The sequence below is a fragment of the Epilithonimonas sp. JDS genome (assembly GCF_021261315.1).
GTDB lineage: Bacteria > Bacteroidota > Bacteroidia > Flavobacteriales > Weeksellaceae > Epilithonimonas.
Genome location: NZ_JAJSAX010000002.1, coordinates 810,098 through 833,047, shown reverse-complemented (window position 1 = coordinate 833,047; position 22,950 = coordinate 810,098). Strand labels below are relative to the sequence as shown.

Annotated in this window: 24 protein-coding genes; 10 read left to right on the top strand and 14 right to left on the bottom strand. The window is 37.5% G+C overall.

All coding sequences use genetic code 11. From position 1 onward, the window contains the following. Positions 1 to 124 precede the first annotated feature (124 nt). Together leuD and leuB are read left to right on the top strand one after the other, a co-directional pair. A complete protein-coding gene (leuD, locus tag LUD75_RS10435; protein WP_232705610.1) occupies positions 125 to 730 on the top strand; it encodes a 3-isopropylmalate dehydratase small subunit in 606 nt (201 codons plus the stop codon). After that, positions 714 to 1,835 carry a 3-isopropylmalate dehydrogenase gene (gene leuB / locus LUD75_RS10430; protein WP_232705609.1) on the top strand — a complete coding sequence of 374 codons (1,122 nt, stop codon included), beginning with the start codon at positions 714 to 716 and terminating at the stop codon, positions 1,833 to 1,835. Before leuD ends, leuB begins: the two co-directional genes overlap by 17 nt. 66 nt (positions 1,836 to 1,901) lie before the next feature. Here the strand turns inward: leuB and LUD75_RS10425 are convergent, their stop codons facing one another. The 9 genes from LUD75_RS10425 to LUD75_RS10385 form a co-directional block, all read right to left on the bottom strand. Continuing rightward, positions 1,902 to 2,408: a hypothetical protein gene (locus tag LUD75_RS10425; RefSeq protein WP_232705608.1), complete on the bottom strand. Its 507-nt coding sequence runs from the start codon at positions 2,406 to 2,408 to the stop codon at positions 1,902 to 1,904. Between the two features lie 398 nt (positions 2,409 to 2,806). Continuing rightward, positions 2,807 to 3,304, bottom strand: a complete 498-nt coding sequence (locus LUD75_RS10420) for a hypothetical protein (RefSeq protein WP_034975797.1) — start codon at positions 3,302 to 3,304, stop codon at positions 2,807 to 2,809. Between the two features lie 155 nt (positions 3,305 to 3,459). Further along, positions 3,460 to 3,639: a hypothetical protein gene (locus LUD75_RS10415; RefSeq protein ID WP_232705607.1), complete on the bottom strand. Its 180-nt coding sequence runs from the start codon at positions 3,637 to 3,639 to the stop codon at positions 3,460 to 3,462. An 11-nt stretch (positions 3,640 to 3,650) separates the two neighbouring features. Continuing rightward, positions 3,651 to 4,262, bottom strand: coding sequence for a DUF4230 domain-containing protein (locus tag LUD75_RS10410; RefSeq protein ID WP_232705606.1), 612 nt, complete (start codon positions 4,260 to 4,262; stop codon positions 3,651 to 3,653). A gap of 156 nt (positions 4,263 to 4,418) precedes the next feature. Continuing rightward, positions 4,419 to 4,961: a thioredoxin family protein gene (locus LUD75_RS10405; RefSeq protein ID WP_232705605.1), complete on the bottom strand. Its 543-nt coding sequence runs from the start codon at positions 4,959 to 4,961 to the stop codon at positions 4,419 to 4,421. Between the two features lie 10 nt (positions 4,962 to 4,971). Then, on the bottom strand, positions 4,972 to 5,436 hold the full coding sequence (locus tag LUD75_RS10400; protein ID WP_232705604.1) for a nucleoside triphosphate pyrophosphohydrolase family protein: 465 nt from the start codon (positions 5,434 to 5,436) through the stop codon (positions 4,972 to 4,974). A gap of 215 nt (positions 5,437 to 5,651) precedes the next feature. After that, positions 5,652 to 6,044, bottom strand: a complete 393-nt coding sequence (locus tag LUD75_RS10395) for a DUF1801 domain-containing protein (protein WP_232705603.1) — start codon at positions 6,042 to 6,044, stop codon at positions 5,652 to 5,654. Positions 6,045 to 6,056: 12 nt separating this feature from the next. After that, on the bottom strand, positions 6,057 to 6,554 hold the full coding sequence (locus LUD75_RS10390; RefSeq protein ID WP_232705602.1) for a DinB family protein: 498 nt from the start codon (positions 6,552 to 6,554) through the stop codon (positions 6,057 to 6,059). A gap of 77 nt (positions 6,555 to 6,631) precedes the next feature. Further along, a complete protein-coding gene (locus LUD75_RS10385) occupies positions 6,632 to 7,756 on the bottom strand; it encodes an acyl-CoA dehydrogenase family protein (RefSeq protein WP_317207316.1) in 1,125 nt (374 codons plus the stop codon). Positions 7,757 to 7,890: 134 nt separating this feature from the next. Between LUD75_RS10385 and LUD75_RS10380 the strand changes: the two genes are divergently transcribed. The 5 genes from LUD75_RS10380 (at position 7,891) to LUD75_RS10360 (ending at position 10,370) form a co-directional block, all read left to right on the top strand. After that, a complete protein-coding gene (locus tag LUD75_RS10380; RefSeq protein ID WP_232705600.1) occupies positions 7,891 to 8,403 on the top strand; it encodes a ribonuclease domain-containing protein in 513 nt (170 codons plus the stop codon). Between the two features lie 9 nt (positions 8,404 to 8,412). Continuing rightward, on the top strand, positions 8,413 to 9,024 hold the full coding sequence (locus LUD75_RS10375) for a Zn-dependent protease (RefSeq protein WP_232705599.1): 612 nt from the start codon (positions 8,413 to 8,415) through the stop codon (positions 9,022 to 9,024). Positions 9,025 to 9,026: 2 nt separating this feature from the next. Next, positions 9,027 to 9,338, top strand: a complete 312-nt coding sequence (locus LUD75_RS10370; protein ID WP_232705598.1) for a barstar family protein — start codon at positions 9,027 to 9,029, stop codon at positions 9,336 to 9,338. Next, complete coding sequence (locus LUD75_RS10365) at positions 9,328 to 9,780, top strand: GNAT family N-acetyltransferase (RefSeq protein WP_232705597.1); 453 nt, start codon at positions 9,328 to 9,330, stop codon at positions 9,778 to 9,780. The genes LUD75_RS10370 and LUD75_RS10365 overlap by 11 nt, the downstream gene beginning before the upstream one ends. Before the next feature lie 86 nt (positions 9,781 to 9,866). Further along, positions 9,867 to 10,370 carry a DinB family protein gene (locus LUD75_RS10360; RefSeq protein WP_232705596.1) on the top strand — a complete coding sequence of 168 codons (504 nt, stop codon included), beginning with the start codon at positions 9,867 to 9,869 and terminating at the stop codon, positions 10,368 to 10,370. 80 nt (positions 10,371 to 10,450) lie between these two features. On the opposite strand, the gene lnt is transcribed toward LUD75_RS10360, so the two are convergent. The 5 genes from lnt to LUD75_RS10335 form a co-directional block, all read right to left on the bottom strand. Beyond that, entirely contained in the window at positions 10,451 to 12,124 is a 1,674-nt protein-coding gene (lnt, locus tag LUD75_RS10355; protein ID WP_232705595.1) for an apolipoprotein N-acyltransferase, read from the bottom strand. A 4-nt stretch (positions 12,125 to 12,128) separates the two neighbouring features. Next, entirely contained in the window at positions 12,129 to 12,719 is a 591-nt protein-coding gene (locus LUD75_RS10350; protein WP_232705594.1) for a hypothetical protein, read from the bottom strand. A gap of 9 nt (positions 12,720 to 12,728) precedes the next feature. Further along, on the bottom strand, positions 12,729 to 14,387 hold the full coding sequence (gene gldG, locus LUD75_RS10345; RefSeq protein WP_232705593.1) for a gliding motility-associated ABC transporter substrate-binding protein GldG: 1,659 nt from the start codon (positions 14,385 to 14,387) through the stop codon (positions 12,729 to 12,731). A gap of 180 nt (positions 14,388 to 14,567) precedes the next feature. Beyond that, positions 14,568 to 15,296, bottom strand: coding sequence for an ABC transporter permease (locus LUD75_RS10340; protein ID WP_232705592.1), 729 nt, complete (start codon positions 15,294 to 15,296; stop codon positions 14,568 to 14,570). Positions 15,297 to 15,329: 33 nt separating this feature from the next. Beyond that, positions 15,330 to 15,884 carry a CopD family protein gene (locus tag LUD75_RS10335; RefSeq protein ID WP_232705591.1) on the bottom strand — a complete coding sequence of 185 codons (555 nt, stop codon included), beginning with the start codon at positions 15,882 to 15,884 and terminating at the stop codon, positions 15,330 to 15,332. Positions 15,885 to 16,032: 148 nt separating this feature from the next. On the opposite strand from LUD75_RS10335, the gene LUD75_RS10330 reads away from it, so the two are divergent. The 3 genes from LUD75_RS10330 (at position 16,033) to LUD75_RS10320 (ending at position 22,946) form a co-directional block, all read left to right on the top strand. Then, positions 16,033 to 18,219, top strand: a complete 2,187-nt coding sequence (locus LUD75_RS10330) for a M12 family metallo-peptidase (RefSeq protein WP_232705590.1) — start codon at positions 16,033 to 16,035, stop codon at positions 18,217 to 18,219. A 201-nt stretch (positions 18,220 to 18,420) separates the two neighbouring features. Continuing rightward, positions 18,421 to 20,574: a M12 family metallo-peptidase gene (locus tag LUD75_RS10325; protein WP_232705589.1), complete on the top strand. Its 2,154-nt coding sequence runs from the start codon at positions 18,421 to 18,423 to the stop codon at positions 20,572 to 20,574. A gap of 224 nt (positions 20,575 to 20,798) precedes the next feature. Continuing rightward, complete coding sequence (locus LUD75_RS10320) at positions 20,799 to 22,946, top strand: M12 family metallo-peptidase (protein ID WP_232705588.1); 2,148 nt, start codon at positions 20,799 to 20,801, stop codon at positions 22,944 to 22,946. The last annotated feature ends 4 nt before the right edge of the window (positions 22,947 to 22,950 follow it).

Here is a 22,950-nt window from a genome sequence, read left to right as displayed (position 1 = left end):
ATTTTAATGAAATTTTGAAAGCATTTTTCCTCCCTTTAGGGTTTGGGTAAAGAGAAATTCTTTATAAATTTTAAAACAGACCCTTAAACTTTGAATATTAAATCTTGAACATCGAATTGAACGTATGCAAAAATTAGTTTTGATAAAATCTCAGGCCGTTCCGTTGCCGAGCGAAAATATAGATACCGACCAGATTATTCCCGCTCGTTTCCTCAAAAGCATTAGCAAAGAAGGTTTCGGGGAAAATCTTTTCAGAGATTGGCGGTATAATGTCCACACGAATGAACCAAATCCTGACTTCGTTCTCAATAATCCTAAATATTCCGGCGAAATTCTGGTTGCAGGAAATAACTTCGGATGTGGAAGCAGCAGAGAGCACGCGGCTTGGTCGTTAACGGATTATGGTTTTAAGGTCGTTGTGTCAAGTTATTTTGCTGATATTTTTAAAGGCAATGCACTTAATAATGGATTGCTTCCAGTGAAAGTTTCTGAGGATTATCTTAAAGATTTAATGGAAACCATTACGCAAAATCCTTCAACTCAAATTACGGTTGATGTAGAGAAACAGACAATTTCTTTTAATGATAAAACAGAAAGTTTCGAGTTGGATTCTTACAAAAAAATATGCCTGATAAACGGCTACGACGATATTGATTTTTTAACGAGCAAAAAAGAAGCGATTCAGAAATTTGAACAAAAAACACAGAAAGTATATGAGCAAGAATTATAAAATAGCAGTTTTGCCAGGCGATGGCATCGGTCCGGAAGTGACCAACGAAAGTGTGAAAGTCTTGAAGGTAATTGGCGAAGCTTACCAATATAATTTCCAATTCGATTATGGCGTGATGGGAGCGGAAGCGATTTATCAAACAGGAAATCCTTTACCAGACGAAACTTTGGAATTATGCAAAAATTCTGATGCTGTTTTGTTCGGTGCAATCGGGGACCCGGCTTTTGATAACAATCCGGATGCGAAAGTGCGTCCAGAACAAGGTTTGTTGAAATTGAGAAAAGAATTGGGATTATTCGCCAACATCAGACCAATCAAAACTTACGCATCATTAATCAAAAAAAGTCCTTTGAAAAGAGAAATCGTTGAAGGAACGGATATTCAAATCTATCGCGAGTTGATTAGCGGAATTTACTTTGGAGAAAAATTCACTGAGGAAAATGGAGATTACGCTTACGATGTATGCAAATATTCCAAAGAAGAAATTACAGGAATTGCTCACTTAGCTTTTCAGGATGCTCAGAAAAGAAAGAAAAAACTGACCTTGATTGACAAAGCCAACGTTCTCGACACATCCAGACTTTGGAGAAAAATCGTGCAAGAAATTGCTTTGGAATATCCAGATGTGAAAGTGGATTTTATGTTTGTTGATAACGCTGCAATGCAGATGATTCTGAATCCAAAACAATTCGATGTGATTTTGACAGAAAATATGTTTGGAGATATTATTTCTGATGAAGCCAGCGTCATTGGTGGTTCAATAGGTTTGCTGCCTTCCGCGTCAATTGGAAATCACAACGCACTTTTCGAACCTATTCACGGGTCTTATCCTCAAGCGAAAGGAAAAGGAATTGCCAATCCAATTGCTTCCATCCTGAGTGCCGCAATGATGCTCGACCATTTGGAACTGACACAAGCCGCAAATAAACTGAGAGAAAGCGTGGAAAATGCCATCGAAAGCAGATATGTGACAATTGACCTAAATCCAGATATCAATTACTCGACCAGTGAAGTAGGAGATTTCATCGCTGATTACATTCGTTTTTCGGAAAGGTCGTACTACAACCACGAGAATGTCCAGTTAGGGAAATCCACGATTGTCTAAAAAAAAATGAGAGCCGAAATTAATTCGGCTCTCATTCAGTAAAATATAAAATTAAAATTCATTCAGTTAGTCTTTTCTGCCCTGGGAATCCATCTCGTCTGACATTCCTTTTTCCGGTCTGTAGGCTGTTCCGCGGTCATCTGTGAAGTACAAATCGTTTTTCGCTTTTGCAATGATTCTTGCTCTTGTAGATTCCGGGATTGGATATTCGTTGTGTCTGTCCGGATATTTTTCTGCAAGATATCCTCTCGTTTTTTCTTCCACATCTATCGCGCCGTTTTCGTCCAGGATTTTCTTAGCAGCGTTTGCATCATCCTCTGTTTCAGCGTAAACGGTGATTCTATTGCTGTCGATACTCGCATATTCGTAGCGGTCTGTTTCTACAACATCTCTGTCAAACAGCCAGTCAAAAAAACTTGCTTTTCTGTCCGTATCTACGGTTTCAACTTTGTCCAGAGCTTCAATTTCTGCGTTCGCCAGGGAATATTCGTACAAGCCTGCTTCTTCCAGTTTGGTGATGACATCTCTGCTTTCTGCTTCGTTTGGGAAAATCCCGATAATCGTGTAAGACATAATAATATTTTTTTGGTGGTTAAACTTATTTCTCTTACCCAAACAAAAATGATGACACAATCCACTGTCGGACAAAATTTTAACAGTATTTAAGATTTGGGCGCCTTTATCCGCCTTCCGTTCCCTCCCGATTTAAATCGGGATCCGCTCAAGTCGGGGCGCGCTTCGCCAGATAGAACGTTTGGGCATAGAAAAAAACCTTCCAGTTCATCCGAAAGGTTTCCATAGTTTGATTTATTTAAAAAAAAGTTGCTATAACACCGAGGTTACGCAGCCCGGGCTGAACGGATCCCGATGTAAAATCGGGAGGGAGTGGAGGACGGAATAGCTGCCCAAATAATTACTAACTAACTAACTAACTAACTAACTAACTAACTAACTAACTAACTAACTGCTAACTATTTGAATTTTGTGATTCCCAACCCGTCAATCTCATCCGCAATTCTTTTCTCGTGGTGGTGATGTGGTTTTCGGTCGTTGGTAAAAAATAGATTGTTTCGTGCTTTCGCGATGATTTTCGCATTTCGGCTTTCGGAAATCACATATTCGTGATTCGGAAAATTTTCAGTCATATGGTCCTGAGCTTTCTCCTCTACATTCACGGCGCCATTGTTGTCCAGGATGTCCTTTACGATGTGCGCGTCCTGCTCGGTCTGCAGATGGACGGTAATCGTGTTGTGGTCGATACTTGCGTATTCGAAACGGGCTTTGTCGATGTGATTGTCATCAAATAACCAGTTCCAAAAACCATTTTTCTTCTCAATGTCCACATTTTGCACAGTCTCGTGATGAGAATGAGAAAGATTGTAGTCATTGTAACCAGCGTTTTCCAATTTTAAAAGGACCTTGTCAGCCTCTAGCTGAGTGGGAAAAAGCCCTACAACAATATAAGACATAGCTGTAATGTTTTGATGAGACGAAATAAAAAGAACACTTCTGAACCAGATTTTCTGTCATCTGATTTCTAATATTAAATCTATGTTAATTTTACCAAATAAACAAGCCTTTCAAATTTATTTTGAAAGGCTTGTTGAATTTTTCGCAAAGAAAACTATTTTTCTGTGTTGTCTGTTTTTCCGTCCTTGTTGACCTTGGAACCTTTTTCGACATCTTCTTTATCAATGTCAGGCGGGTTTTGGTTGTCAGATGATGCTGGAATATCTCGGAAATCCTCGGTCTGTTTTTTCTGTTCGGACGAGTTGTTGCTTTCTTGTTTTTTATCTGGTTCCATAACGATTGATTTTATAATTCTGTGACGGGAAAAGTATTGGTCTTATCCTCGATGGAATAATGCAATGCCTTTGCCAAAACGAATATATCGTTCAGATTATCTTTCAATTGTTTTTTGCTTTGCTCCTTCAGATTGTTCTGGTTCACGCTTTTTGCCATATTTTTCTTGGCAGATTCCATCACACCGTTGATGTCTTTCTGCGTGAATCTGTTAATCGCGTAATCATCCATAAAATGAATTTTCACATCCGGGAAAATCTTGATTTCCGGCTGGGGAATTTCTTGTAAAATCAATTTTTTATTCACCGTGTCCACATCGATTTTCATTTGTTTCAAATCGTAGGAAACCTGTGCTTTCGCAGTGGTGTAAAGTACCATTTCTCTGGGCAGAATATCAAATCCTGCAATGCTTGCCGCCGAACTTTTGTGTGTTTGGAAACTCGAAAAATCCTGTTCCAAAACCACCATTTTATTCATCTTCTGGATTTGATTGGTGATGAGGTAATAATCTTGATTGATGAGCGCCGCATCTTCTTTCTTGTTGCAACTTCTCCACGATAGAAATAAAAAAACCGTAAGAATGATTCCGAAAATAAAAGAAAGGATGCCTGTGTATTTTGTCATTGATTTTGAATTTATGAGCAATATTTAATTACTTAAAAAAATAAACCACATAGGCACATAGAAAAAAGGAAATACAAAAAGGAAAAATAGAATTTTTGAGTTTTCCTATTTAATCTTACAACTATGTGTCTATGTGGTTGAAAAATATTTTGTCTTTTATTTAAATAAACTCGTATTATCTTTTTTCAAAATATTAAGCAAATCTTTCTCCAAAAATCCTGTTTCGGGCATTTCTGTGATTCTTCCGATTTCTTTTCCGTACTTTTTCACGATGATTGTCGGCACTCTCGTGATGTTGTACAGGCCTTCTTCGCCAGCCGGAGATTCCTTTTTGCGGTTCACGGCGATGATTTGCATTTTGTCGGTATTGTATTTCAAAGTTTCCAGAATTTTTATCAACCTCGGAAATTCTCTGTGGCTGTCTTCGCACCAACTTCCGACAAAAACAACCAAACTATAAGAATTGAGTTTTTCTTTTCTTAATTCGGTTAAGCTTGTTTGGTCAATTTGATATCGGTTGTATTCCTCATCAAACCAGGTTTTGTAAGGTTCTTTTCGGAATTGGTCAAGCCTCTGCGTTCCCAAAAGCATTTTGCCATCGTTCTTGGATTCTACTTCTCTGTTTACGATTACTCGTTGCGCGCAAGAATTAAGTGCAATGAGAGCAATGATTCCTAATAAAATTGAAAATTTTTTCATCGTCGGTTTTTTATTTTAAAAGTGAAGCCAAGTCGGCTGCAGAATAATATTTGTTCTTCAAAACCTTGTTGTCTGCAACGCGGTGAACATTGAATTTGTCTCCAGATTTTTCGTAGTAAGCATCGGTTCCTTTAGCTTTGTAAAATTCTACTGTTTCCTGCGCCTGAATTTCGTTATCACAAGCTTTCGACATATTGGAACGCTGAACTTCATTGAACAATTCCACGAATTTATCGCCCAATCCAAACTCCAAAACAGCACCACTCAAAACATACTGAAGGTCGCAAAGTGCATCGGCAACTTCTACCAAATCGTTGTCTTCAATCGCTTTTTTCAACTCGTCCAATTCTTCCTGTAGAAGACTCACTCTCAGCTCAGCACGTTCTTTTGAAGGAATCTGAGGTGTGTCTAGAATTGGGGCGTTGAAGGTTTTGTGAAATTCGGCAACTTGGTTCAGGCTGTCTATCTTTTCCATATATTTTCTAAAATTTTAACAAATATAAAAAATGCCATCCTTAAAGACAGCATTTATAAAATTAAAATGTTTTTTGAATAGTAAATTGTAGTTTTCAAAAAGTCAGAATCAAGTTGAAAAAAAAGGCTTCGACTCCGCTCAGCCTGACATCGCTTATGATTATAAGATTTAATAAAAAGTTGTCATCCTGAGCGGAGTCGAAGGATTTACTAAAATTATTTCAACCTTTCCAAAACACCTTTCCTTTTCACAATATTCTTATAATCCCATTGAATTTCTTTTGATTTATCCAGCCAACGTTTCAAATCGTCATTGTCGATTTCATTCACACCATTATAAAAAATAGAAGCATCCTGAAATTTTTCGCCTTCCACATTCAGTTTTTCTTCATTGAAAGATTTTCCGCTCCAGAACATCAATCGAATTCCTCGCTTCTGTTTGCTGTAGCCAACAATCGGATTTCCATCTAGAAACCAAACCGGATGTGAATGCCAGATTTTGTTTTCGGCTTCGGGAAGATGTTTTCCAATTTCCTCGGAAAGAAGGATTGCTATTTTCTCGTCTTCAGACTCTAATTTCTGATTGTAGGAAGTGATGTCGGGATTCATTAATTAAAATATTTAAAACTTATCATCCGCAGTAGGACCGTAAAAACCTGGAACTTTGTTGCCTGTCGCACGAAGATAAACAATCAATTCGCCACGATGATGATATAGATGATTGAAGAGCGTTGTTCTGATAATGTTGTACTTTGGTGTCGGTGGAATCAGGACTTTTTCCTTCATCGTCATTGTCCAAGGTGTGTTCAGTTTATTTTCGTCGAGCTTTTCGAAAGCTTCTTTGGCCAGAGCAAAATTCTCTTCAAATTTTTTCAGAATATTTTCTGAAGCCGAGTGATTTTCTCTTTCGTATTTGAATTCGGATAACTCAAATGCATCGGACAAAAGGACTTCGGGATACCAGGCGTAGATGGTTGCAACGTGCGAAGCCAGCTCGGCAGTGGACCAAGTTTTTTCTGAAGATTTCCAGCCAAGCGCAGAATCCGGAATCGCTTCCAGGACTTTGCGTGTGTTTTCGGCTTCCTGCAGAAATTCGGAGATTAACAATTCTTTAATCATAGCATTAAATTTAAAAACCCTTTCAAAGTTAAAAAATTTTGAAAGGGTTTGATATTTAAAATGTAAAATTTTGATTCTTAAGATGTAATGTCTCTTCCAATGACCAGTCTCTGGATTTCAGAAGTTCCTTCGCCAATCGTACACAATTTAGAATCTCTGTAGAATTTTTCCACAGGAAAATCTTTCGTGTAACCATAGCCACCAAAAATCTGAACCGCATTATTGGAAATTCTAACGCAAGCTTCAGAAGCATATAATTTTGCCATTGCACCTTCACGTGTCATTTTTGCTTTTGCATTTTTAAGGTCAGAAGCTCTTCTGATTAGCAATTCTGAAGCGTCAATTTCCGTCGCCATATCGGCCAACATAAAGTTAACCGCCTGAAAACTTGAAATCGATTTTCCGAACTGGTGTCTTTCCTGAGCATATTTCAAAGCCGCTTTGTAAGCACCTCTTGCAATTCCCAAACTCAAGGCTGCGATAGAAATACGACCTCCGTCCAGGATCTTCATCGCTTGTTTGAAACCGCTTCCAACTTCGCCCAATCGGTGAGAATCCGGCACGCGAACGTTGTCGAAAATCAATTCTGCTGTTTCCGAGGCACGCATTCCTAATTTATTTTCTTTTCTACCGGAAGTGAAACCTGCCATTCCTTTTTCCAAAACAAAAGCTGTGGAATTATTTTTTGCACCAATTTCTCCAGTTCTTGTCATCACTACCGCAATATCGCCGGAAATAGCGTGCGTGATGAAGTTTTTTGCACCGTTGATAACCCATTCGTCGCCGTCTTTGACCGCTGTTGTGGACATTCCGCCAGAGTCAGAACCTGTGTTATGCTCCGTCAATCCCCAAGCGCCGATTACTTTCCCGGACGCCAAGTTTGGCAACCATTTTCTTCTTTGCTCTTCGTTCCCGAATTCGTAAATGTGATTCGTACAAAGAGAATTGTGCGCCGCAACGGATAATCCAATCGATGGGTCAATTTGAGAAATCTCGTCCAAAATGGTCACATATTCCTGATAACCAAGACCAGAACCACCATATTCCTCAGGAATTACGATTCCCATAAATCCTAATTCACCCAATTGGTGGAAGAGTTCTACAGGGAAAGTTTGGCTCTCGTCCCAATCCATAATGTTGGGGCGAATATTTTTTTCAGCAAAATCTTTTGCCGTTTCAGCTATCATTTTTAGGTTGTCCATAGTGGCAGTATCCATACTTTTATCTTTGTCGCCAAATATAGAAAAATTAGGATAAGGATAAATTATTTTTAAAATTTGTTTTTTATGCTTTAAGAATCGAGGTTTTCATTATTTTAGCCTAGAATTTTTTCACAATGAATCCGAAACTAAAAACCCTTTTATTCTTTCTCGTCGGTGCTTTTGCCGGAATCTCGGTAATGTTTCTCATCACAAATTACAAAATCGAGAAGCGAAATAAATATCTGACGGAAACAGAAAGTCGAAAGTCAGAAGTTGCCAAATCTGAAAACCAAACTCACAGAGAATCAAATTCAGAAAATTCTATAGAAGAATTGACGGACGAAACTGTAGTTATTTCTTACGTGAAATCCAATCACAAATTGCCTGATTATTACCTCACAAAATCTGAAGCTAAAAATCAAGGCTGGATTGCATCAAAAGGAAATCTTTGTGATGTTCTGCCAGGAAAAGCAATCGGTGGTGACAAATTCAGCAACCGTGAAAAACAACTTTCGAAAGGCGAACAATATTTTGAAGCTGATGTGAATTACAATTGCGGAAACCGCGGTGCAGACCGAATTGTCTTTACTGAAGATGGTGATGTTTGGCTGACGAAAAATCATTATAAAAGTTTTGATAAGCAATAAATTTTTTGAATGAAAGTCTTTTTATTAAACTCATTTTTCGCTATCCTTTTTTTAGTTTCTTATAAGGAAAATAAAGAATCTAAGGTTGTTGAAACTTCGGAGAAAGTCGTTTTACAGCTTCAGCCTTTTAAAGATATGAAGATTGATGACTTAGGAAATATCGCTTCACAAATTCAGAAAATCTATCCGAATGTTGAAATTTTAGCGGCAATTGATTTTCCTGAAAATTCTTTTTATCAACCTAGAAATAGATACAGAGCGGATTCAATCATCAAATTTTTGAGTTCAAAGACAAAAAATAATTTTATAAAAGTTGGTTTAACCACAAAAGATATTAGCGCAACCAAAGGAAATGTGAAGGATTTTGGAATAATGGGATTGGGTTACCGTCCTGGAAAAGCCTGTGTTGCATCTTCCTTCAGACTCGATGCATCAAAAAGAAAAGAGCAATTTTACAAAATAATCATTCACGAAATCGGTCATACACAAGGTTTGAAGCATTGTCCGGAAAAAACCTGCTTTATGCGGGATGCGGAAGGTGGAAATCCTACAGATGAAGAGACAGATTTTTGTAATAACTGCAAAAAATATTTAAAAACAAAACATTGGAAATTTACTTAGAAATGAAAGAAATACTGATCGATTTTTCAAACATCGGCGACTACGAAGATTTTTACACGGAATTGAAGTCCAAATTGGAATTACCTGGATATTTCGGAGACAATCTGGATGCTCTTTCGGACGTGATTTCGGGCGGTTTGGAATTGCCGCTTCACATCGAATTTGTGAATATGAGCGTGGACCAATTGGAAACTTTTGAAGACCTTTTGACAACTTTGGAAGATGTGGAGGAGGAAGTGGAAGATTTCACGTTCACTTATTATCTTGAGCAATACGAAGATGACGATGAAAATTTAGATGAAAATGAAGAATAATACAAGAAAAGCAACCATCGACGACCTTTCCCAACTGGCTCAGTTGTTTGATGAATACAGAATGTTTTATCACAAAACCTCTGATATTTCCGGCGCAGAACAGTTTATATCCGAAAGATTGGAAAGTGAAGATTCTGAGATTTTTGTGGTGGAAGAAGAAGGAAAGTTAGGCGGTTTTGTCCAACTTTATCCTTTGTTTTCATCGACAAGAATGAAGCGTTATTGGCTTTTGAATGACCTTTACGTGAATCCTGAATTTCGGGGAAAAGCTTACTCCAAAGCGTTGATTGAGGAAGCGAAAGAACTTTGCAGAACATCCAATTCGTGCGGAATGTACCTCGAAACCGGAAAGGAGAATATGATTGGAAATCAGTTATATCCAAGTGCAGGTTTCAAAAAATACGATGAGGTGAATTTCTATGAGTGGGAAGTGGAATCATAAAGATAAACGATGAATGATAATTGATTAATGATTTTCATTGCGTGCCCAAAAACTTTAAATCTTGAATCTTAAACTTTGAATTAATTATGACTGATTTCGAAAAATATATCCAGCGTTATCTTGACCTTGTTCCATCAGAAAATTGGATTGAAGAACTGCAAATTTCCGGGAAGCAAACTTTGGATATTTATGTAAAACTTTCCGAAGAACAAGGAAATTTCGCTTATGCTGAAGGAAAATGGACTCTGAAAACGCTTTTGCAACATTTGATTGATACCGAAAAAGTCTTTGCTTATCGCGCTTTGAGATTTTCCAGAAATGACCAATCTTTGGTTTCAGGTTTTGATGAAGAAGCTTGGGCGGATAATTCTTACGCTGAATCACGAACTTTGAAAAGCTTGATTAAGGAATTTAAACTGACCAGAAAATTATCAATCAAATTCTTTAAAACGCTTCCGGTTGAAGCTTTAAGTTTAATCGGAATCGTGAATGGAAATGAGATAAAAGTGGAGACGATTGGGAAATTGACCGTTGGTCACAATCTTCATCATTTGAATGTTATTAAGGAAAGATATTTGCCCAACACCTAATCTAACAATTTAAAAGTTTACCAATTTAACAATTCTCCCATTGGTAAATTGGTAGTTTGTTAAATTGGTACACTTGATATTTATTTCTTCCTCGTCAAATACTTCCTCCCAGGGATAAACAACAGCAACGCTCCAATCACAAACATCGATAATCTGGAAAGAAAATCGCCACTTTTGGTATAGAAAGTTTCGTGATCAATCAGATTCAGTTTTGCCATCAAAGCACCTTTTGCACCATAAGGCAAATCGTCTACAATATCGCCTCGGGAATTGATGTGCGCGCTGGTTCCGCTGTTTGCTGCTCTTGCGATTTCCCGTCTGGTTTCTATTGCGCGGAGTTTTGCATAAGCCAATAATTGTTTGTGTCCTTGGGAATAGCCCCACCAAGAATCATTCGTCACAATCGTTAGGAGATTGGCGCCTTTTTTCACATAATCAGTCACGTATTCACCATAGACACTTTCGTAGCAAATGATGGGTGCGATGACGGATTTGTTATAAGGATTGGCAAACACTTTTCGTTCTTTGGAAATGCCGAGAGAACGAGTCGTTCCGCCTAAATCCAGCATCACATTACCCAAAATTGGTTTAAAGAAATTGATGTAAGGAAAAATCTCAACGCCGGGAACCAACATCGCTTTGTGATAAACTTCCGGTTGCTGATTCGGAATGATTTGTATCGCCGAATTATATTCATCCACCCAAATGCCTTGTCTTTCAAGATAACTTGCCGTGACAGGTTTTTCCTCATCATCCTTATAAACGTAATAGCTGGAAATTCCGCCTGCAAAAACTGATTTCGGATGTTGCGTAAGGAATGTTTTTATATTATTAATGAGCAAACTGTTGTTAAATCCGCGCTCGCTGATGGAACCTGGTCCAGGCAAAGAAGTTTCTGGAGCAAGGTAAAGGTCGATGTCTTGCGGTGCTATTTTCGCATCTTCTGGTGGATTTGGGTCCACAAATTTTGAATTTTCGATGGCTATTTTTAAAAGGTCGCTTTCAATGGTCAAACTGTCTTTGTGATATTTCTCATTGTAAGGGTCCAAAGCAGGTTGGAGCATTGTCACATTCAAAGTGCCGACCGTTTTTGGTGAGTAATTGTAATATTTAATTAAAGAAATCAACATCGGTACAACAATGAAACCTGCCAGCATCGATACATTTTTGATAAGTGGTTTTCTCTTGCGTCCAGCTTCCCAAATTCTAAAAGTATAAAATGCCAAGACATTACAAATCAATATCCAAAAACTACCGCCAGTTGTGCCCAAAGTGTCGTACCATTGGATGAATTGGTGATAATCTGCGAAGACATTTCCAAGATTCAGCCAAGGCCAGGTGAATTCCCAAACCAAGTGCAACTTCTCAAATGCCATCCAAATCACCACAAAAAACACCAATCCGAAATAGGTTCCCTGACTTCTTTTGTAAAGTCTGTAGAAGTGAAAAATGATCGACATAAAAAAAGCGTTCGTCAAAATCGGAAACAAAACGGCCAAAAGAGAATTGCTCCCATCAGGAAGTTTGGAATTGTAGAGCCAACCCGTCGTAACAGCGTTCCAAATGACAAATGTAAGATAGGACAAACCAAATATTGCCAAACTTTTCCGTTTGATATCACTGAATTTCGCAATGTTGTGTTCCATCATCAAAAGTGGAACGAAAGCGAAAAATATAAAAAACGGAATCCCGTAAGTCGGCCAGGAAATGGCGAGCAAAACGCCGGATATTAAAGCTAATAGAAGGTTTTTCATTTTCTTAATTGAATTTGACAGTTACCAGAAAATAATGAGGAATTTTAAATTTTTCTCCAAGTTTTTCCGGCGCAGTATCAGATTGGGCAACTTCGCAATATGAGCCAGAACCATCTTCGTGGATCGTTGGTGTAATGATCGCAAAAATATAATTCTTTTTATTGATGTCCAATGTCAGTTCATCTGCGCTTCCGAAGAAATTTTTCACGGCATAATCGTCTTCATTATTAGATAGTTTGAAGTAAGATTTTTTACTCATAAAACCATTTCCGAAAATCTGAGTTTTGAGTTTTCCATCAGCTAATTTGAATGCAAATTTCAGAGTTAATTTATCCTTTTCAATTTTGAAATAATCATCATCAAAAAGCGTAGATGTTTTGAGTAATTTTCCGTTTTTGAATTCTTCCAAAGCAATTACATAAGATTTGCCTTTTAATGTTTCTGACTGAAAATTAAATGTGTCAAAAAAAATATTTTCAAAATTAATTAAGTCCTGAATATCTCGATTTTCACTTCCATAATTAGATGTGACTTTAACATTTTGAGCAAAAGCGAAACTGGAAATTAATGATAGAGAGTATATTAGTTTTTTCATAATTTATAATTAAGAAAATCTTTTCTTCCTGATAAAATAAAATCCAGCACCCAAAACTCCCAAAATCCCCAATGGTAAAAGCAAGTTTATCCATTGCCATTTCGAACGTTCTTCGTCCACACGTTCTCTATCCAGCAAGCGGATTTCGATGGTTCTGTTGCGGAGTTCCATCATATTGCTGTCGTCCAAAAGATAATCCAGGGCATTTCTGAGGAATTGCGCATTTCCATAATGTTCCTTGGTAAGCAAATCTTCGCCCAAAGGCAGCGGTTTTCCTTTCCAGATTTGATTTCTTGCAATATCACCGTCAGCGATTACGAGCATTTTGTTTTCTGTACTATGAGCTTTGAAGCCAGGATAGGCATTTTTCTCACTTCTCGTCGCATAAGCTGAAGTGAATTTCCCTTCCAAAGCCACAGCGAAAATCTTCGGCGGCGTAGGACGTTCCATTTCGCCAATGCTGTCTGCGCGAACGATCTCGGACAAGGCCACATAATTAGGAACCGTTTTGCTGATGGTTCTTTCGCTCGATTCGAACAGAACTTTGGTCTTGATATTTGGTCTTCCCAAGGTATCAATAGAAGTCGGGAATTCGAATTTTACAGGATTGATATTTTTAGTTATCGGGTTCTTGGTTTCCGCAATTCCCAATGGGAAATAAGGCCAAAGAAAACTGCTGTATTGCGGATTGCCAGCCACTTCGCCAGAAACAATCCTGATCAGTGCAGACTTTTTCATATCCTTCGTCAAAGCAGGATTGATTCTTAGTCCATAATTAAACATGAAATCCGTCAGATTGAGATCCAATGGATAAGCCATAATTTTCTTTGCTTGGAAAAGCGTATCCATTTCGGCATTCACAGCATCGATCATCCAGAGGGTTTTTCCGCCATTCATAATGTATTGGTCAAGAATGACTTTCTCTCCATCGGTAAAGGCTTTTCTTGGCTTTGCGATGACAAGCGCATCCATTTGCTTGAGCTTTGGAACATCGGCCAAAGACAATTCGGTTTTGTTTTCCGGAATCACTGGACCAACATTGTAATTTTCCATCGCCACATCCATAAATCCACGGAATTCATCCGGTCCCAACTCCTGTTGATTAACCAAGAATCCAACATTCTTGGCTCTTTCTTCGGATAAACTTTTTATGGTCGATGCAAAATTATATTCAAGGCTTTCTATGGATTTGCTAAGTTGAGTACTTGCATCAATTCCGGATTGCTGAATGATCAATGGAACCGAAGTTCCGAAACCGTTATATTTGATCGCAGCGTAAGGAAACATCACGATTTCCGAAACTTTTCCATCCTTCATATCTGGTAGAATCGACGGCTGCATTCCCATTCCGGCAAGCGTGTCCTGCGGAATTTTCTCTGCAATCGGATCACGGAATTTGTAATCGATTTTTGAATTGATCTTTCGGAACTCGTCCAGCATAAACTTGGTCTCGTTCTGAAGCTGCTTGAAGGAAGCCGGGAAATCGCCATCCAGATAAACTTCGATCGTCATCGGTTTGTTCACGCTTTCCAAAACTTTGATGGTAGAATCCGAAAGCGTATATCGTTTTTCCGCCGTCAGATCGAAACGTTTATAAACCAATCCGCTCATCCCGATGATGAGAAGAACAGTGATAATGATAAGGGTGATTTTATTTTTTTTATTCATCTTAATTAGTTGACAGTTGTTAGTTGTCTGTTGATGGATTTTCTTTTTTTTATGATTTGGGCAGCTTTATCCGCCTTCCGTTCCCTCCCGATTTTACATCGGGATCTACTCAAGCCGGGCTGCAGATTCAACGTTCCAATTGAAAGTCTTTTCTCTTTATTCTTTTTTCTTGTCTCTTCCTTATTTCTTTTTCCAGACAAACCAACTCGCCAATCCCAATCCCAGGAATATCACGAATAGAAAGTAAAAAACATCTCTCGTATCAATTTGTCCTCTGGTGAACGCTAAAAAGTGTTGGTAGAATCCAATATTCTGCAAAATATAATCTGCACTTCCCAACAATTTGTAACTCGCCAATTGCTCGATCCCGAAGTACGAAATAAAACAAATGAAAACGCCCAAAAGATAAGCCGTGATTTGATTGGGTGAAATTGATGAAGCCAAGATCCCGACTGCGGAAAATGCAGCAATCAAAATGATCAAGCCAATGTAACTTCCGAAAGTCATACTGCCGTCAATATTGCCTTCCGGAACGCCCAAAACGTAAACTGTATAATAATAAACCAATGAAGGCAGCAAACACAAAATCCCGACCAGCCAAACAGAAAGGAATTTTCCACCAACGATTTCCGTGACCTTCACAGGTTGAGAAAAAAGCCAAAACAAGGTTCCAGATTGTTGCTCCTCAGCCAAAGTTCTCATACTGATTGCCGGAATAATGAACATAAAAAGCCAAGGTGAAAGCACGAAAAAACTTTGCAGCGTTGCGCTTCCGATATCGAAAATATTAAAATCATTCTCGAAGAAGAAAAGGAAAAGTGCAGAGATCACACTGAAGGCAGCGATGATGATCCACGCGCTCCAGTTTCCGAAAAAATTCCAAAGTTCTTTTTTGAATATTGCAATCATAAATGAGTTTGAGAGTATTAGAGTTTGAGGGTATTAGTTTTGTTTTTTCTTATTTCTATTCACGATTTTCACAATTGAACTTATCAAAATCACGATTCCGAAAAATCCTAGAAGCAGCTGCCACCAATATTCTATAACGTAATATTTGAGGATTACTGTAAAAACTACGGCAAATAAAATGAAGGTGGCAATCTCATTACACTGTCTGAGTTTGATATTGCTTGTTGGCAAAATACTGCCATTCAGTCTTTTAAGTTCTTTTACTTTTTTCCAGCACCAGAAATGGTAAGTTCCCAACCCAACCAAGAACGTAAGTTTCAAATGAAACCAAGGCGTTTTCATTAGTCCAGAATTCAGAAAAATCATTGTCAGTCCGGAAACTAACATCAAAATTCCAGCAGGAACGGTAATGATATTCCAAAGTCGGACGGCCATAAAAATGTATTGATTTCTCAGAATCTGCTGTTTGACTTCATCAAATTCATCCGTGTCCTTATAATAAACAAAAAGTCTTACCAAATAGAAAATCCCGGCAAAGTAACTTACCATAAAAATAATGTGAATCGCTTTGATAACGGAATACAGCATCAAGAAAATTTTTGCAAAGATACTTTTTATTGACAGAAGATAAAACAGGGAATTGAATGATCATGTTTTGAATTATTAATACTTAAAAAGCATTTATATAATTGATATTACGATAATAATTTTTATTTTTAGAAAAAATAATAACAACATGAAGACAAAACTTCACCTTCTTTTTGCCATTTTTCTTGGTTTGTTAGGTTTCGCTCAAACGCTGAGACCCATTGCCAAAGAAGTAAATGATTATCATTCTCAGAAAGTCACTTTCCAATCGCTAAGTTTATTTACTTTAGATGAAAGCAGTGGAAAACAAGCCTCTTACCAACTAGCTGCGAGAGACGCCAGGGTTTTGAAATTGAATACTGAAAAACTTTCAAATATTTTAAAGCAAAGACCAGAAGCACTCGAAATGACTTTTCCGTTTGAAGACAGGGAATTAACTGTCGAATTGGTAAAAGTGGATATTTATTCGCCGGAATTTAAAGTTGAAACCAATAAAAAGAAAGTTGACAATTATAAAAAAGGCGTGTTCTACAGAGGAATTATCAAGGGCGATAATAAGTCGGTAGTAGCTTTTAGTTTCTTTGATAATGATGTGATCGGCGTTGCGTCTGCTCATAATATTGGAAATGTAACTTTAGGAAAAGCTAAAAATTCGGAAGATTTTGTGGTTTATAACGATCAGAAACTGACGGGAATCAATCCTTTCATTTGTGGAGTCGATGAATTAATGGAAAATGAAAAACAGAAAATAAGTTTTGATCCCAAAAATTCAAAAGCACCAGAAGTAACCAATAATTGTGTGCGCATCTATTATGAAATTTGTAATAAGCCGTTTATAGAAAATGGCTCCAGCGTTGCAAATACTGTAAACTGGATATCTGCGGTACATAACAATATCAATACACTTTACGTGAATGATGGTGTTAAAATGTCTCTGAAAAAAGTTTTTATCTGGGAAACTGCAGATCCATATACCGGTACTTATGATGAAAATCTTTATATGTTCAGTATTAATAGACAATTTTTTGATGGCGATCTTGCTCATTTGATCAATTATCCATCTACCACAAGTGTAGCATACCTAAATTCTTTGTGTGGAAATTACCGATATGCATATTCCGGAATCAATATCACTTATGAAAATATTCCTACTTACTCCTGGACTATTATGGCAATGACTCACGAGATGGGACATTCGCTGGGTTCGCCTCATACACACTCTTGTGCCTGGAACGGAAACAATACACCTATAGATTGGTGTGGACCTACTGCAAGACCAGCTATTATTGTTAGTGAAGGCTTAACATGTACATCTGATGTCCTTCCCACAAATGGAGGAACTATTATGAGTTATTGCCACCTAATGCCCGAGATCGGTATTAATTTTTCAAATGGTTTTGGAGAACAGCCATCAGCACGGATAAGAACAACTGTTGATTCCAAGTCTTGCCTTGTACAAGACTGTACAAATGCTTGTACTTCTGGTTCAACTGTTTTTTCTTTAGGTGATACTACTAAAAATTCTATATCTGTCAATGTTAATACAGCGTTATCTGTTACGGATGCTCAGTGGAGCTACAGGGTTCTGTCGGTCAGCGGAGAACTATTGCAATCTGGTAATGAAGCTGCTAGCAATTCTTTTGTGATCACTGGTCTTTTGCCTGGAACTTTTTATAAAATAGAGGTTGGTACTGCATGTTCCGGTAGTTATCAGATGTCGCAAATTGTTTTAACTGATGATGACTGGTGCGGAAAAATCATAACGGATTCCGGGGGCGCAATTGCTAATTACTCGGATAACGAATTCTGGACAAAAACTTTCTATCCGGATTCGCCAAATCAGAAAGTAAAAATCACGATTCAGGAGTTTAATCTTCAGCAAAGCAAAGATTTCCTGACTGTAAGGAATGGGCCTAATGCAGATTCTCCGGTTTTTCCTGGTGGGAATAATATGACAGGAACATTTATAAGAGGTCCTTTTGAATCTACTCATTCAACGGGAGCAATCACTCTGGTTTTCAGGTCAGATGCAACCATTAATACTGCAGGTTTCAAAGCCTTGTTGAGCTGCACAACATTAGGTATCGATGATGTTGCGGGTTCCAGAGATTTTTCATTGTCTCCAAATCCTGTTAAAAATCAGTTTGTTCTCAATGGTATTGCAAAAGTTGTTTCTGTCAAAGTTTTAGATCTTTCCGGAAAGCTGGTCAAGGAATTTGACAAAGCTTCGGTTTTGGAAAACATTTACGATGTTTCTAAATTGAAATCCGGTAATTATTTGATAATGATCAAAACAGATAAAGATACATTTAGCAAAAAACTTATTAAAGAATAATAATTTATCATCAGTTGTTGATAGTCCAAATTAATTTTTGGACTATTTTTTTTGCTCGTAATCCCAAATTAAAGATGGCTTTTATTCAGTGATAGGTTTTTCTGAATTTAAGTATTGTCATTAAATAGTTAAAATTCAAATATTAAAATAGAATTCCAATTTAAAATGCTTATTTTGTACTAAATAAATAAAATTAAAAGTATGAAGAAAAGATTACAATCGTTTGTGTTCTTGATTTTAGGTGTTTTGGGGTTTGCTCAAACACTTAGACCAATAGCTAAAGAAGTTAATGATTATCAGGCGCAGAAAGTAGCATTCAAGTCGCTAAGTCTGTTTAGTTTGGATAACAGTGGTGGGAAACAAGCCTCTTACCAACAGGCCGCAAGAGATGCAAGAGTTTTGAAACTGGACAGCAAAAAACTTTCCGGAATTTTGGCAGAAAGACCCGAAGCTGTGGAAATGACTTTCCCGTTTGAAGACAGAGAACTGACTGTTGAAATGGTAAAAGTGGACATCTATTCCAATGATTTCAAAGTTGAAACCAATAAAAAAGTAGTAACGGATTACAAGAAGGGTGTTTTCTATCGCGGAATCATTAAGGGTGATAACAGATCCGTGGTTGCTTTTAGTTTCTTTGATAATGATGTTGTGGGCGTTGCATCTGCTCCGAATATCGGAAATGTAACTTTAGGAAAAGCCATTAATTCAGAAGATTTTGTGGTTTATAATGATCAGAAACTGACTGGCAAAAATCCATTCATTTGTGCTGCAGATGAGATGATGGAAAACGAAAAACAGAAAATCAATTACAAACCCTCTTCCAAAGCGCCTTTAGTGACGAATTCTTGTGTAAGAGTTTATTATGAAATTTGCAACAAACCTTTCCAGCAGAATGGATCTACTGTTGCAGCGACTACAAACTGGATCTCGGCAGTTCATAACAATATCAATACTTTATATGTGAATGATGGCGTGAAAATGTCACTAAAAACTATTTTTATCTGGGAAACTGCAGATCCGTATACAGGAACTTACAGCCAAAATCTTGCAGCTTTCAGAACAAACAGACCAACTTTCGACGGCGATCTGGCGCATTTGGTTAATTATCCTTCGACGACAAGTGTTGCATATCTGAACTCGCTTTGTTCAACTAACAAATATGCCTATTCCGGTATCAATATGACGTATAGCAATGTTCCAACATATTCCTGGACTATTATGGCAATGACCCACGAGATGGGACACGCATTAGGTTCTCCTCACACCCATGCTTGTGCCTGGAATGGAGATTCTACACCAATTGACGGCTGTGGCGCATTAGCTGGTTATCCGGAAACAGGTTGTGATCTTGTAGGTCCAATTCCTAGCGCTGGAGGAACAATAATGAGTTATTGCCACTTGAATTCAGTTGGAATTAATATGTCCTTAGGTTTCGGAGAACAGCCTGGCGCGCTAATCAGACAGACTGTGGATTCAAAAGCTTGTCTTGGAACAGATTGTGTGACTGCTTGTACTATTACAGTTAGTACGCTGGCGGTAAGCAACATTACTAAAACTGGTCTTACGGCAACAATTACGGATAATGTTTCTTCTCAATGGAAATACAGAGTAATCAAAATGGACGGAACCGTTGTAAAGTCTGGCAATACAAGTACAAAAACGGTAAATATTACCGGATTGTCTCCAAACACATTCTATAAAGTAGAAGTTGGAACTGATTGTTCAAGTGCTTACCAACGCAGTCAAATTATTTTGACAGAAGATGACTGGTGTGGAAAAACCATTACAGATTCTGGCGGAGCGAATGCAAATTATACAGATGGCGAAAGCTGGACCAAAACTTTTTATCCAGATAATGCCAATCAAAAAGTGAAGATTACTTTCCAGGAATTTGACTTGGAAGAAGGCTATGACTTCTTGACAGTTAGAAACGGACTTGTTAATTCTCCTGCTTTCTCAGGTGCTAGCAATATGTCAGGAACTTCACTTCCTTCTTCATTCCAGTCAACTCATGCAACTGGGGCAATTACAGTTACTTTTTCATCAGATCAAGGTGTGACTGCAAAAGGTTTTAAAGCAAATCTTAGCTGCGCTGTTTTAGCTGTGGATGACGTGAAGAATTCTAAAGATTTATTACTGTCTCCAAACCCTGTTAAGAGTAATTTTAGGATTGAAGGAATCAATAAGATAGAGTCGGTAAAAGTTTTTGATAATTCCGGTAAATTAATTAGAGAGTTTGATGCAGCGGCAATTTCTAAAAACGATTACAATGTTTCGAAACTGAAAATTGGTAATTACGTCATCGTTATCAAAACACTAACAGAAACGTTGAGTAGGAAACTGATTAAAGAATAATAATTAATTATTAATTAAAATAGCCAGATTTAGTTTTCTGGCTATTTTTTTTTGAATAAATATATAATAATTGCAACTAATTGATAATAATTTTCACTAATGAGAATATAAAAGTCGATTTGACAATAATATTTTAATTAAATTATTAGAGTTAAAATTTACAATTTGAAGTGAATTTTGGAAAAAAAACGCTTTTTTTGTATCATAAATTTAATGTTATAATTATGAAGAGAATTTTACAGCTATTATTTTCAGTCTCAATGATGATTTTTGGATTTGCGCAGAATCTGAAACCGATAGCTCAAAAAGTAGCAGATCAAAAAGTAAAAAACAGAAGCTTTGTAAAGTTTAGCCCCTTTACGAAAGATGTAGACTCCAAAAATGCGAACATTTATAAAAATGAAGCATCGGATGTAACGGTGATGCAGTTGAAGTCTGCGGAACTGCAAAAGATTGTGGATGAAAAACCACAGGCAATGGAACTTACCTTTCCTTTCGAAAACCGTGAGGTGACAGTGGAATTGGTTAAAAATAATATTCTTACAAATGATTTCCAGGTAGAAACGGATAAGGGCATCAAGGCTTATACGCCAGGTGTCTACTACCAAGGGATTATTAAAGGCGATAACAGTTCTATCGTTGCTTTCAGTTTCTTTGATAATGATATTGTTGGCGTTGCTTCTACTAATGAATTCGGAAATATTGTTTTAGGAAAAACAAAAGATTCTCAGAATTTCGTTTCTTACAGCGATTACAAATTGAAATCTAAAAATCCTTTCTCATGTAGTGCAGACCAACTTCCGGAAAATACAGCAAAGAAAATTTCTTTTGATCCCTACAAACAGAAGTCTAATAAATTGACTGCGAACTGTGTAAGAATTTATTTTGAGATTGGTTATGGACCATACACTCAGAATGGGTCAAATGTTACTACCGTTAATAACTGGGTAACTGCTTTATTCAATAATATCAAAACATTATATGATAATGAGAATGTAAATATTGCAATGAGCTCCACATTTACCTGGACTACAACTGATCCTTATTCCGGACAGCCTGGTACCATTCTTAATCAGTTTAGAACTACAAGAACCACTTTTAACGGAGATCTTGCACAATTAATCAGAAATCCAGCTACTACAAGTGTTGCTTATGTGGACGCATTGTGTGGAACTTATAAATATTCTTACTGTGGCGTTAATAACCAGAATGTCGCTGTTCCAACTTATTCCTGGAACATCGAAGCGATGACTCACGAGCTTGGTCATAATCTAGGTTCACCTCACACCCACGCTTGCGCTTGGAATGGTAATAATACAGCAATAGACGGTTGCGGACCGGCGTCTGGAAATGATGAAGGATGTGATGGGCCTCTTCCGACAACTACCAAAGGAACCATTATGAGTTACTGCCATTTGGTAGGTTCTGTAGGAATTAGTTTTGCAAACGGGTTCGGACAGCAGCCGGGAGATCTTATCAGACAGACAATTGATTCCAAAGCTTGTATGAGCGGCGATTGTTCTAAATCTTGCGATGTGACATTGACAAATATGACGGTGACTAATGTATCCGAAAGTACGGCTACCGTTACCATTGCAGATAATACATCTACTTCCTGGAAATACAGAGTTTCTACAATGGACGGAACTATCGTAAAATCTGGGACAACCAATACAAAAGTGTTTGATATTACAGGATTGTCATCAAACATATTTTATAAAGTAGAAGTCGGAACAGATTGTTCCCCACTGTATCAGAGATCTTTGGTTATCCTGACTGGTGACAACTGGTGTGGCAAAACCGTGACTGATACGGGTGGAGAAAATGCTAACTATTCAAATAATGAGACCTGGACAAAGACGTTCTATCCAAACGATCCTTCTCAAAAACTCAAAATTACATTCTCACAATTTGACCTGAATGAAGCGGATTATATCACAATGAGAAATGGGACTTCAACTTCTCCTGTATTTTCTGGTGCAGCGAAATTGACAGGAAATACCATTCCAGCAGCTTACGAATCTACTCACGAAAGTGGTGCAATTACAATTACTTTCAGATCTTTTACTGGCCAGACCAGACCAGGTTTCAAAGCTAATTTCAGCTGCACATTTATGGCTGTGGATGATGTGAAGAATTCTAAAGATATTTCACTGTCTCCAAATCCGGTTAAGAATCAATTTACTTTGAAAGGAATTTCAAAAATTAATTCAGTTGAGGTTTATGACATCTCCGGGAAATTGGTAAAACAGTTTGATGCCGAAAGTGTATCTAAAAATACATTCGATGTTTCCAGACTTAAAGCCGGAAATTATGTTGTGAAAATCAAAACGGCTAACGATACTTTCAGCAAGAATTTGATCAAACAATAAAAAT